This is a genomic window from Adlercreutzia sp. St.1H8 (genome assembly GCF_059728655.1).
In genome coordinates, this window is the sequence record NZ_AP039376.1 from 2,555,452 (window position 1) to 2,567,495 (window position 12,044).

Annotated in this window: 10 protein-coding genes; 1 reads left to right on the forward strand and 9 read right to left on the reverse strand. The window is 63.6% G+C overall.

The genetic code is table 11. The annotated features are described in order from the left end of the window. Window positions 1-35 precede the first annotated feature (35 nt). From AC6I0Y_RS10155 to AC6I0Y_RS10195, 9 genes are all read right to left on the reverse strand, one after another. Window positions 36-1,442: an SLC13 family permease gene (locus AC6I0Y_RS10155; protein ID WP_160707748.1), complete on the reverse strand. Its 1,407-nt coding sequence runs from the start codon at window positions 1,440-1,442 to the stop codon at window positions 36-38. 12 nt (window positions 1,443-1,454) lie between these two features. After that, window positions 1,455-1,817 carry a 4Fe-4S dicluster domain-containing protein gene (locus tag AC6I0Y_RS10160; RefSeq protein WP_160707750.1) on the reverse strand — a complete coding sequence of 121 codons (363 nt, stop codon included), beginning with the start codon at window positions 1,815-1,817 and terminating at the stop codon, window positions 1,455-1,457. A 6-nt stretch (window positions 1,818-1,823) separates the two neighbouring features. After that, entirely contained in the window at window positions 1,824-4,070 is a 2,247-nt protein-coding gene (locus AC6I0Y_RS10165) for a molybdopterin-dependent oxidoreductase (protein ID WP_160707752.1), read from the reverse strand. A gap of 248 nt (window positions 4,071-4,318) precedes the next feature. Next, window positions 4,319-4,699 (reverse strand): metal-dependent transcriptional regulator, encoded by a 381-nt coding sequence (locus AC6I0Y_RS10170; RefSeq protein ID WP_160707754.1) that lies wholly within the window; start codon window positions 4,697-4,699, stop codon window positions 4,319-4,321. Between the two features lie 64 nt (window positions 4,700-4,763). After that, entirely contained in the window at window positions 4,764-5,036 is a 273-nt protein-coding gene (locus tag AC6I0Y_RS10175) for a hypothetical protein (RefSeq protein ID WP_160707756.1), read from the reverse strand. 26 nt (window positions 5,037-5,062) lie between these two features. After that, window positions 5,063-7,594 carry a ferrous iron transporter B gene (feoB, locus tag AC6I0Y_RS10180; RefSeq protein ID WP_497731569.1) on the reverse strand — a complete coding sequence of 844 codons (2,532 nt, stop codon included), beginning with the start codon at window positions 7,592-7,594 and terminating at the stop codon, window positions 5,063-5,065. 564 nt (window positions 7,595-8,158) lie between these two features. Next, complete coding sequence (locus AC6I0Y_RS10185) at window positions 8,159-8,398, reverse strand: FeoA family protein (RefSeq protein WP_160707760.1); 240 nt, start codon at window positions 8,396-8,398, stop codon at window positions 8,159-8,161. Between the two features lie 439 nt (window positions 8,399-8,837). Further along, complete coding sequence (locus tag AC6I0Y_RS10190) at window positions 8,838-9,182, reverse strand: FeoA family protein (RefSeq protein WP_236643275.1); 345 nt, start codon at window positions 9,180-9,182, stop codon at window positions 8,838-8,840. Window positions 9,183-9,325: 143 nt separating this feature from the next. Next, window positions 9,326-10,255: an SGNH/GDSL hydrolase family protein gene (locus AC6I0Y_RS10195; protein ID WP_160707762.1), complete on the reverse strand. Its 930-nt coding sequence runs from the start codon at window positions 10,253-10,255 to the stop codon at window positions 9,326-9,328. Between the two features lie 145 nt (window positions 10,256-10,400). Here AC6I0Y_RS10195 and thrC point away from each other — a divergent pair, with 145 nt between their 5' ends. After that, window positions 10,401-11,969, forward strand: coding sequence for a threonine synthase (gene thrC / locus AC6I0Y_RS10200; protein WP_497731573.1), 1,569 nt, complete (start codon window positions 10,401-10,403; stop codon window positions 11,967-11,969). Window positions 11,970-12,044 lie beyond the last annotated feature (75 nt).

Sequence of the window (12,044 nt, forward strand, 5' to 3'; positions counted from 1 at the left end):
GCTCTCTTCCGGGCCTTCGCCCCGAGGCAAACGTCTTACACAAGCCCCAGAACTGAACACATGAGGGGCATCACAGTGCAGTTGAGCGCCACCTGCAGAACGGTAGGAACCCACCCACACTTGGCCATGTCGCCAAATTTCAGGTACTTGTAGCCCTGGTAGGACACCAGGTTCACTGCATCGAGAGGCAAGAGGTAGGCGATGGCAGACCACCAGGCAACCGTCATGGCCATGGAGACCACGCTGCCGCCCGAGGCCACCATGAAGCCCACAAAGGGCACCGTCACCAGGCCGGCGACGGCCGGGCCGCCAGGAATGACGTTGTGGATAGCCATGGTCACGATCGAGCAAACAAGTAGCGTCAGCAGCCAGGGCATCGCAGCCACATCGCCGAAGACAACGTTGATGAGCCAGTCGACCGTGCCGGTGCTGGTAAGCGCCGCAACGATGGCGTTCACGGCCATCAGCATGAGAAGCAGCCCCCAAGGACTCTCTTTAACGAAATCGTCGAATTTGATGACGCGCAGCCGCGGAATGAACATGGCAGACAGAGCCAGCAGGGCCACCGAAGTGGTATTGAGCATGGCGACCCAAGAACCGGCGATCCACAGAACAAGCGTGATGAGGATGATGGCTACGTTGGCACGCTCGCGGAACGGCATAGGCGGCAGCTCGCCAGCGCTCCGGATGCCGGAATCCACAGCCTCCTGGGACAGAGGCTCGGGCCTAAACACCATCACCGCAGCAAGCCAAGTGCCAATAAGCAGCACCACAACGGGAATGGCGGCCACCATCACCCACTGGGCAAAAGTAATCTCTATGCCAAAGGTCGTCTGAACCATGCCGATAACCATCAGGTTGATGGGGCCACCGCAGGGAGTGAGCATGGAGCCGATGACCACGGCCCAAGGCACTGCGACGGCCATCGCCTTGCCCAGACGCGACTCGCCCTCGTCGCAGCCGCTCTCCTGCAGCAGCGAATGAACCAGCGCCATCATGACCGCCGCCAGCGCGATATTGCTCATAACAGTGGATATAGCTGCGGAAACAATCATGAACCCGAGGATGAGTTTCTTCGGATTGGTGCCCGACCACCGCAGGATGACGGCAATGAGGCGCTGCGCCACCGAAGAGTGCTTGATGAATACGGTGAACCCAAACGTACCCACCAGAAAGAGAATGAGGCTCGACATGGTAGCAGCCCAGGTATCGTTGAACGACATTATGCCGAACAGGGGAATAACGGCCACCATGGCCATGGCTGTCACCGGCACCGGCAGACAGCCCGTAGCCCAATAGATGATTCCGACGAGCAGAATAGCCAACGAAAGCGTGCCTTCGTGAGAGAGTCCAGGGATATCCACCACCAGCGCCGCCAATGCAATCAGCACAACGCCGACAACGAGCCAGACAAGACCCCTTGTCTCCTTTTTCTCGTTCATTTTCCTTCCTTTCTACGCAATAGCGCCGCTGCAGGGCTTCGGAGGCACTTGAAGAATGAGCTTCTGCTGGCCATCCAACTCGGCAGCCAGATCATCCACGTCGCCGTACCTCAGGCATTGCGCCTCGCAATGCTGCACGCATGAGGGAAGGAGGCCGGCCGACGTGCGTTCGGGACACTGGGTGCACTGAGCGGTATACACAGGCACGAAGTCGTATTGCCACTTCTTCGTGCCGTACTCCCAAGGGCCCACGCACTCCACCTTGATGCCGTACTGGCCCACCGGCAGGTCATGAAGCATCTGGCATGCCACCTCGCAGGCATGGCAGCCAAAGCAGTCGTCGTAATTGATGAGGAACGCCTTTGTCATATCCATCTCCCCCTAGCTCTCGTCAGTTACCTTGTAGATGCGGCACAGGCTTGACTTGTAGTTCGACCCTACGCCGCATTCGCCCACGGAATCCCAGTCGAGCAGGCGGTTGATGTTGAGATCGTCGACGTCGAAGTTGTTCTCCAAGCCAGCCTCGGGATGCGACCAACCATGAGTAGTAGCCACCACGCGAGGATCGACGGCCGGCGTAGTCTTGATCATGCGCTTGGCGCGGCCATAAAGGCCCTCCACCCATACCCACTCACCATCGTTCACGCCATAGGCGGCGGCGGTATCAGGATGGATCTCAAGCGTAGGCTCGGGAGCGATGGCGCGCAGGTGCTCTTGGCGTCGGTTCTCGCTATGGAACGTATTGAAGTCACGGCAGCCGGTGATGATGATCAGGGGATAATCCTCGTATTTGTCCGGCGTGGAATAGGGGCTAGGCGCCGGCTCGTGATAAGCGGGCATGGGATCCATCCCCAGATTGGCGTAGAACGTCGACCAGAGCTCCACACGACCCGTAGGGGTGTTGAAGCCTGGCTGGCCATCCGGTCGCAGCAGCCCCTTTTCGTACTTGTAATACTCGTAAGGCAGATAGACGGGAGCCTCCTCCTGCATCTGCTCGAAAGTAAGGCCGGTGGGCTCCAAGATGTAGGAGTACATGTCTTCCACCGTCTCCCAAGGCCACGCCTCAGGATTGAACCGCTTGCCCAGCTCGAGGTTGATCTCCATATCCGATTTGACCTCGCCGCCGTCAACAGCCTTGTTGATGGTCTCTCCGTGCTGCACGCCATCGCCCACGCGAATGCCATTGCGCTCCGGATACGTAGCCGCGGGCAGAACAATGTCACACAGCTTGTTCATCGTAACCGTCATGAACAGGTCGACGCCCACGTTGAACTCATTGAGCAGCAACGCCTTCTCCGCACGCACCGGATCGGGACCCGTACCCGTCAGCAGATCCGAGGTCTGGATCCAAGCCGCCTTCTGGACATAGGGCTCACCAGTCTCACAGGCACGGAGAATCAGCTGGTCGGAAGCATTAGTGACACCCGATCGATAGAAGGGGTACTCCTTAAGGCCGAGCATCTTCTCCTTCTGCTCCGGCGAGAGGAATTCGCTACCCCAGCCACCAATGTACTGCAGGAGCTCCGGCGGAACGATCATGCCACCCGGCTTCTCCAGATTGCCCGTGATGGCCGCGATGGAGAACATAGCCTGGCTGCCCGGCAGAGCCTCCTTAGTCTGGTCGATGGCAACGCCCCATTGCAGCGCCATGCCATCAGCGGCAGCGATGGCGCGAGAGGCTTCGACGAACTCCTCCTCGTCCACCCAGCACACCTCGGCCACCCGTGCCGGAGTCCACTCGCTCACCCTCTCGGCAAACTCGTCGAACCCATAGCACCAGCGCTCCACGAACTCATGATCGTAGAGGCCCTCCTTGATGATGACGTTGGCCATGCCCATGGCCAGGGCTGCGTCGGTGCCAGGGCGAATCTGCAGCCAGTACTTGGCACGCGAGGCAAGCCAGGTCAAGCGCGGATCGATAACCACCAACTCGCTCCCGCGATGCATGCAGTCGGTGATCCAAGGGCCATACAAACCATCAGAGTTGGAGGCGATGGGGTTGTTTCCCCAGATCAGAATAATCTCCGGCACCTTCCAGGCCGGATTGTCGTAGCGATCGGCAAATTGCTGGGAGTAGTCGCCCACGTAGAAATTACCGCAAGTGGATTGGCAGCCAAACACACGGGGGAGATAGCAAGCGATGCCGTTGATGCCCGACGTAAGGTTAGGACTTCCGAACGACCAGGCCAGGCGCGAGATGTACGTGGCGATATCGCGGCCGGTGCCCTTCCAGAACGAGACCGACTCCGCGCCGAAGTTATCCCGGTAGTACTTGAATCTCTCCTCAATGGTGTCGAAGGCCTCTTCCCACGTGATGCGCTCCCACTTAGAGGCATCTCCGCGGAACTGAGGGTCTCGCTTGAGAGGATAACGCAGACGATCCTCATGGTTCACAGCCTCAGTCAGCGCCAGGCAACGACAGCAGAGACGTCCCTGGTTGTACGGATTATCGGGGTCGCCTTCGACGCGGACGAGCTTGCCATCCTTGTCGGTGAACATGAGCACCCCGCAGCCGTCGTGGCATCCAGGGCCCGACCAGGCGCTTCCCCGCGTGACAGTCAGGTCTCCCACCTGATAGCGATAGGGCTTGTCGTGGGGAACACGAACGCACGCCTCGCTAATTTCCATATTCGCTCCTCCTTATCCTCGATTGGCCAGAAGGAGGATCAGAAGGCCGAGACAGCCTCGGGGAAGAGACGATCGACCGTTCCCCTCCTTCCGCTCACACCTTATCGAGCAGAAAAGGGGTCGAAAACGAGCGGCTTCGACGCCATAGGCCAACATTTCGATGGCCTAAAGCAACCTGTTCCCAACGCAAAGACGCCCGGCCCCGCCTTCGCGGAACCGGGCGCCTCGCGTCTTCTCAGACGACGACCCTACAGGTTGAGCCCCTTGATGTAGGTCGACCACTTCTCGAACGACTCGTCGCTGATGGCGTGCTCCATGAGACAGGCCTCGTGGTCAGCTCGCTCCTCGGGGATGCCGAGGGCCTTGTGCAGGAACTGGAACAGCAGGTTATGACGATCCAGCACCGACAAGCCGTAATCGTAGCCCGGCTTCGTCAGGGTGATGTCGCCGTAGTAGGGCTGCTCCGCGTAGCCCTTCTCCTTCAGAACCGACATGGCCTTGTTGACCGACGCCTTCGAGACGCCCATCTTGGTAGCCACGTCGACGGACCGGATGGGCTTCTCCGGCGAGGCCCCCAGCATGACCATGGCTTCGAGATAGTCCTCGTGGGACATGGACATCTTCTCCACCGCACCCCTCCCTTCCTTAGGTACGGGCTATGGTACCACAGCCCGTCGCTGCCAGGCGGAAGGCTCAGCGTTCGACCAAACCGCCGTCGCAACGGGCCGGGATCGAGGCCGCCAGGGCTGGCTTGTCCGACAGCCCGAGGGACGACGCTCCCTGGGAAGGACAGCCGCCCGAGGGACAGCTGCCGCCGGCGCAGCCCGCGCATCCGGCACAGCCTCCCTCCTTATCGTGGCAGTCGCAGAGGCCACGATGGGTCAGGCGCCGTACCGCCAGGGCAGCGAGGGCGGCGATGACCGCCAGCAGCAGCACCGTCGAGGGGGTGAAGGCCATCTCAAGCATCGTCGTTCTCCTTCAGACGTCGGACTCTAGGCGTTCTGGGCGGCCGTGCCGGCAGCCACCTTGTCCTGCTTGGGACGCGGCGCGGGGCGCAGCAGCAGGAACAGCATGCCCGCCAGCACGGCCAGGGCCACCACAGTCCACAGGCTGAAGTCCACCTCACCCAGGGCCAGGCCGCCCAGCTGGTAGATCATGAGGCCCACGCACCAGGCGAACCCGCACAGGTAGCCGATGGTCGCCCAGGTCCACTTGGCGGACATCATCTGGCGGCGGATGGTGCCGATGGCCGCGAAGCAGGGAGCACACAGCAGGTTGAAGGCGCAGAAGGCCATGATGGCCGCGCTGCCGCCGCCCAGCATGGCGGCAAAGGAGGCCCACAGGGACGGATCGGTCTCGCCCGCCTCGCCGAGGCTGGTGATGACGCCCACGGTGGCCACGACGTTCTCCTTGGCCACCAGGCCCGTGATGGAGGTGACGGTGGACTCCCAGGTGCCGAAGCCCAGCGGCGCGAAGACCCACGCCAGCAGGTTGCCCAAGCCAGCCATCAGGCTGTACTGGATGTAGTCGTCCATGTCGGGGTCAAGCAGGCCGAACTGCCCCTCGTAGAAGCCGAAGTTGAGCAAAAACCAGATGACCATCGAAGACAGGAAGATGATGGTTCCGGCCTTCACCACGTAGCTGCGCACGCGCTCCCACATGGACAGCAGCACGTTCTTCACCGTGGGCAGGTGATACTGGGGCAGCTCCATGATGAAGGGAGCCGCCTCGCCGGAGAAGGCCTTGAACTTCTTGAGGATGATGCAGGACAGAATGATGGCAGCCAGCCCCATGAAGTAGAACAGGGGCGCCACCCACCAGGTGGCCTCGTAATCGCCGCCCGCCAGAGCGCCGAAGACCAGCGCGATGATGGGGAGCTTGGCACCACAGGGGATCATGGTGGTGGTCATGATGGTCATGCGGCGATCGCGCTCGTTCTCGATGGTCTTGGTGGCCATGACGGCGGGCACGCCGCAGCCGCTCGCGATGAGCATCGGGATGAAGGACTTGCCCGAAAGCCCGAAGCGGCGGAACACGCGGTCCATGATGAAGGCAACGCGCGCCATATAGCCGCAGCCCTCCAAGAAACCGAGCAGGATGAACAGCACGATCAGCTGCGGGATGAAGCCGATAACGGCACCCACGCCGGCGATGATGCCGTCCAGGATGAGCGACTGGATCCACGGCGCGGCGTCAATGGCCTCGAGCCAGCCGCCCACCACCACGGGCACGCCCACGTGGTAGAGGCCGTAGCCTGCCGGATCGGGCTCCTCAGCCTCGAGGGCCCTGGCGAAGGCGGCGGAGCCGATGGTCTCGATGGCGACCTCGCCGGTCTCCTCGTCCTCGACCTCCATCTCGCCCTCGACGCCTGCGCTGGCGGCGGCGTATAGGAAGTTCTCGATGACCTCCTCGTCCTCGGCGTTGGGCTCCTCAGCCGCGAGGGCGGCGGTGAAGCCCTCCACGTCCAGGCCGTCCTTCTCGGCCGCCTCCAGGTAGGCATCGATCTGCGCCTGGTAGCCCTCGTACTCCTCGGCGTCGGCCTCGTAGGACTCGGTGTTGGTGTAGAGCCAGCCGTCGCCGAACAGGCCGTCGTTGGCCCAGTCGGTCACGAGCGTGCCCACCGTGGACACGGAGATGTAGTACACGAGGAACATGATGACGATGAAGATGGGCAGGCCGAGGACGCGGTTGGTGACCACGCGGTCGATCTTCTGGGTGGTGGTCAGGGCCTTGGGCGACTTCTTGACGCACGCGGCGCACACCTCGCCGATGTTGTCGTAGCGCTCGTTGGTGACGATGGACTCGGCGTCGTCATCCTCGGCCTCCTCAAGCGCCTCGCGGATGGCGTCGATGCGCACCAGGTCATCCGCCGGCAAGCCGAGCGCGTCGATGGTCAGCTCCTCGCCCTCCAGCAGCTTGATGGCGAACCAGCGAGCCTGGGCCGGCTTCACGCGAGAGCCCAGGATGTCGGACACCTGCGCGAGCGCCGCCTCGGCATCGCCGGAGAAGCGCAGCTCGGGAGTGGCAGGCTGGCCCGCCTTGGCCGCCTCGACCGCCTTCGCGATAAGCTCCTCGACGCCCCGCCCTTTGAGCGCGGTGGTCTCGACAACGGGACAGCCCAGACGCTGCGAGAGCCCCTCCACATTGATCTCATCACCGTTCTTGCGCACCAGGTCCATCATGTTGAGCGCGACGACCACCGGCAGGCCCAGGTCCAGGATCTGCGTGGTCAGGTACAGGTTGCGTTCCAGGTTGGTGGCGTCCACCAGGTTGACCACCACGTCGGGCTGCCCGCTCAGCAGGTAGTCACGCGTGACGATCTCCTCGGGGGTGTAGGGGGAAAGCGAGTACACTCCCGGCAGGTCCGTGACGGTCACGTCCTTGTCGCGGGTGTACTTGCCCTCCTTCTTCTCAACGGTCACGCCGGGCCAGTTGCCAACGTACTGGTTGGCCCCCGTGAGCTCGTTGAACATGGTCGTCTTGCCGCAGTTGGGATTGCCGGCAAGCGCAATGTTGATTCCCATGATCTGCCTTCCGTCTCTCTCGTGTTTCTCTCGTATCTCTCTCATTAGCGTCAACTTAAGTTAACCACTACTAACTGCAATGCCAAAAAAATCGCGCCCCTGCGCGAACGCGACCGTGACCCCCCAGCCGCTTGGCCGCTTTGCCGCTTGGCCGCCTCGGAGCCCCCCATCGCCAAAAGTGCAAAACTCCGCGTTCGAACTGGCTTTTCACTCGCGATGAACCAGCCGCTTGCGAAAGATCCTCGCCAGCGGAGCCAGTAGGGCGGCCCGGATGATCGGCGCCACGCGAGCGAGCAAGCGCAAGCCGCAGGATGCGAAACGCAGAGCGATGGCTCAGAGCGCGGGGCTCGGGGTACGCGGCCCAAGACACGAAGCTCGGAGCACGAAGCTCGGGGCACGGAGCGCGGAGCCCCGGACTCAAAGCGAAGGGCGCGAGCCAAGCCCAAGCGCAGGGCGCTGGACGCAAGCCGGCGCGGGATACGCGACACCTCAGACGCCGCCGCTCGACACGACCCCAGGAGGTGCGGCCGATCTGGCGTGGCGCGAGGGCGCGACCCGGGGGCCCTAGGAGACCAGCACCTGCTGGGCCTCGTCCTTGCGCAGCGACAGCTCGAAGCCGCGCACGGTCACCTCGATGGGATCGCCGAGCGGCGCCACCTTGCGCACGAAAACATCGGTGCCCTTCGTGATGCCCATGTCCATGATGCGGCGCTTCACCGCACCCTCACCCGTCAGGCGACGAACCACTGCCGACTGCCCCACCGGCACGTCGCGCAGCGTCCGCGTCCCTTCCATCTCACTCATTCCTTTCCTTCCCTTCAAACTCGTGGTGCTAGCACTGATAGGCATCTGCCCGAAGACGCGTCACCCGCCGCCGGAATGTTTCACGTGAAACACTCGTACGCCACAACGGGAGCGATTCCCGCGAAATGCCGGCGGAATCTCAGCAAGATTCCGAGCAATCCCGCCGGGACCCCGGCAAAGTCCCGCCAAAGTCTCTCCGAAGCCCCCGAGGGCTCTCCCGGGATCCTCGCAAGATCATCGCGAACCGCTCGCGAGGCGCTCGCAAGACGCCCGCCCTATCGCGTTCGCCCTCGCAGCTGCATCGCGCTCGGCCCCGCAGCCACATCGCCCCGCCCCATGCCTCGCGAACTCCCATGCCACGCGAATGTTTCACGTGAAACATTCGTACGCGCCATGATGCGACCCAGGCACTGCGCGGAATGCAGCCGGCAGCTCGGCCCTAAGCAGCGGCGGTGATGATCTTCGACGCCACCGAACGGTCGAGCGCCACTTGAGCGCCCTTGACCTCGACGATGTAGTTGCCGGCCTGCTCGCTCACCACGCGCACGACGGCGCCCTCGACGAAGCCGAGGTTCTCCAGATGATGATGCACCTCGCCGCGTCCGCGCACCTTCGCCACGCGCGCCGCGTCCCCGCTTCGCAGAAACGTGAGCGGCATCTGGGGCAGCGCGCCCGCCGCGGTCGTCGGGTCCATCGTCGCCGGAACGGCAGCGGAGACGACGGTCACCCTGCCGTCTGCAGCGCCAGCGAAGCCAGCGCCGGTCATCGTCATCACGCCTTCCATGCAGACTCCTATCAGTGTTAGCTTACTGAAACAAAAAGTATCATACAGCAAACTCTTACCAAATGGAACCATGGATAACTTTTTCGCTCAGAATTAGGAACCTCCCGGCCCGAAAGGCTGAAGAGCCCCCAGCGGCGGCACGCCTAGGGCAAATCGCAGACGCAAGACCAGACGGCGCCCGTCCCCCGGGCGAACTCGCAGCCGAAACAGCTCTCCTTCTCGCAGCGCCGATCCGATCGCATCTCCTCCGGAAGCAGGTCTGCGGAAAGGCCCGCGAACGCCTCAGCCAGGGCGGCCTGTTCCGCGTCCACCCGCCCCGCGGCAGCTTCGACCGCCTCCATTGCCGCCACGGCAAGGGCGGCGAGCTGCTCCATGCCTCGCCCGGTGGGATGGGTGCCGTCGCTCGCCTCGTAGTCGAAGCCCGCAGCGCGCACATCGGCCACCAGGCAGCCATTGGCAACTGCCGATGCGCGGATGACGTCGTTGTAGTCATCGAGGTCGATCCCACGCAGCCGGTACGCGAAGGAGGCGCGCCCCGCCCCGAGCTCACGCCCAGGCAGCAGCGTCAGGCACCAGATGCGCGCATGGGGGCAGGCCTTCCGCATCCGAGCAAGCATGGCATCATAGGCGCGAGCGAATGACGGCAGCGACTCCTCAGTCGCAGGCCCGGGCTCGCCCTCGGGGACGGCCAGCGCCTCGGGACACTGCGGCATGGCCGCGCTGCGCGCCGCAGCCTGGGCCCAAGGACCGGCCCACCCATAGTCGTTGATGCCGATGAACACCAGCACGTCATCGGGCTCCTCGCCGTCAGGCCCCGCAATCTCCGCGATGCGCTCAGGCGTGTGCCCGGCAGGGAATCCCGCGCCATCCACCATCGAGCCGGAAAACGCCGCGTTCGACACCAGCCTGCCGTCGAAATGTGCGATCACCCGGGCCCACCAGGTGTCCTCCGGCTCGAGCACGCCGGTCGACCGTCGCAGGTCGCCCGCATAGTAGATGCGGTTGGCCGGGCTCGTCACCCCCTCGAAAGTAGAAATGGAATCCCCAAAGACCGAGAACGTGCGCTGCGCCATGGGCCCTCCTCGCCTCGCGACCAGACGACGCGCCGCCCACGCAGGGCGATTGCGCGTTGCATGAAAACCTGGGGCGGCGGCAAGCCGGCCCGAATCGCAGCATAGTATACTTGTCCGCGTCCGTCCCAGAGAAGGAAGAGACCCCATGACAAACGCCTCATCCGGCGAAGCCGGCCAGAACCTCTACGTCGACACGCGCGGCTGCTGCGAGGCCCCCGTTCCCTTCACCGAGGCCGTCGTAAACGGCCTGGCCCAAGGTGGCGGCCTCTATGTGCCCGAGCACATCCCCACGCTCACCCTTAAGGAGATCACGGCCCTCGCCAAGCTGCCCTACGCCCAGCGCGCAGCGGCCATCTACAAGGCCTTCGCCATCGACCTTCCCGACGATGAGATCGACCGCCTGATGGCCCGCTCCTACGGCGACAACTTCGATGACGACGCCATCTGCCCCATCACCTCGCTGGATGACGATACGCACGTCCTCGAGCTGTGGCATGGGCCCACCAGCGCCTTCAAGGACATGGCGCTCCAGTGCCTACCGCAGTTCTTCTCCGCCAGCGCAAGCGCCCTGCGCGAGTCCGGACAGCTCGACCACGAGTTCCTCATCCTGGTCGCCACCTCCGGCGATACGGGGAAGGCAGCACTTGAGGGCTTCAAGAACGCCGAGGGCGTGCGCATCGGCGTGCTCTTCCCCGACACCGGCGTGAGCGACATCCAGCGCAAGCAGATGGTCACCACCGCTGGCGACAACGTCCAAGTATGGGGCGTGCGCGGCAACTTCGATGACTGCCAAACCGGTGTCAAGAAGGCCTTCTCGGATGATGCCTTCGCCCAGAAGCTTCTCCGCGAGCACAGCGTGGCCCTCTCGAGCGCCAACTCCATCAACTGGGGGCGTCTCATGCCCCAGATCGTCTACTACGTCTCCAGCTATGCTGAGCTAGTAGCCCAGGGCAAGGTGGAGGCCGGCGCACCCGTGGACGTCTGCGTGCCCACGGGCAACTTCGGCAACATCCTGGCCGCCTGGTACGCGAAGGCCATGGGGGTTCCCTTCGGCACGCTCATGTGCGCCAGCAACGAGAACCGCGTCCTCGCCGACTTCATCAACACCGGCACCTACGACATCTCCGACCGCGACTTCGTGACCACCCCCTCCCCCTCGATGGACATCCTCGTCTCCTCGAACCTGGAGCGCCAGCTCTTCGAGCTCACCGGTCGCGACACCCAGGCCATTGCCGGCTGGATGCGCGATTTGTCGGAAAGCCGCCGCTTCCGCGTAGACGCCGACACCTTCGCCAAGGTGCGTGCTGACTTCGTGGCAGGCTCCGTAGGAAACGACGAGTGCCTCGCCGTCATCCGAGAGGTTCTCGATGAGCACGGCTACCTGCTCGACCCGCACACGGCCGTCGCCTACCGCGTGGCCCAGAACGTTCGCGGCGAGAACCCGGTGCTCATAGCCAGCACGGCCCACTGGGCGAAGTTCGGCGACAACGTGTACCGCGCCCTCCACGATCTGCCGGCCGGCGCCCCGCTGCCCGCAGACGTGGCGGCCCTCACTGGCTGCCAGCTCAACGAGCTCATCTCGCGAGAGACGGGTGGGCGAGCCATCCCCGCCGGGCTCTCCTCCCTCGACGAGATGCCCGTGCGATTCGCCGAGGTGATCGACGGCGACGTCGCCTCCATTGAGTCGGCTGCGGAGGATTTCCTCAGCCGCTAAGACGCCTTCCGTGCGAAAATAGCCCGGGGAGCCACTCATGAGCGCCCCCGGGCTCGTCGATAGCCAGCTCGCGTC

Excerpts from the sequence above, each read along its gene's own strand:
- AC6I0Y_RS10155 (WP_160707748.1), bottom strand. The coding sequence starts at position 1,442 with ATGAACGAGAAAAAGGAGACAAGGGGTCTTGTCTGGCTCGTTGTCGGC.
- AC6I0Y_RS10160 (WP_160707750.1), bottom strand. The coding sequence starts at position 1,817 with ATGGATATGACAAAGGCGTTCCTCATCAATTACGACGACTGCTTTGGC.
- AC6I0Y_RS10165 (WP_160707752.1), bottom strand. The coding sequence starts at position 4,070 with ATGGAAATTAGCGAGGCGTGCGTTCGTGTTCCCCACGACAAGCCCTAT.
- AC6I0Y_RS10175 (WP_160707756.1), bottom strand. The coding sequence starts at position 5,036 with ATGCTTGAGATGGCCTTCACCCCCTCGACGGTGCTGCTGCTGGCGGTC.
- feoB (WP_497731569.1), bottom strand. The coding sequence starts at position 7,594 with ATGGGAATCAACATTGCGCTTGCCGGCAATCCCAACTGCGGCAAGACG.
- AC6I0Y_RS10185 (WP_160707760.1), bottom strand. The coding sequence starts at position 8,398 with ATGAGTGAGATGGAAGGGACGCGGACGCTGCGCGACGTGCCGGTGGGG.
- AC6I0Y_RS10190 (WP_236643275.1), bottom strand. The coding sequence starts at position 9,182 with ATGGAAGGCGTGATGACGATGACCGGCGCTGGCTTCGCTGGCGCTGCA.
- AC6I0Y_RS10195 (WP_160707762.1), bottom strand. The coding sequence starts at position 10,255 with ATGGCGCAGCGCACGTTCTCGGTCTTTGGGGATTCCATTTCTACTTTC.
- thrC (WP_497731573.1), top strand. The coding sequence starts at position 10,401 with ATGACAAACGCCTCATCCGGCGAAGCCGGCCAGAACCTCTACGTCGAC.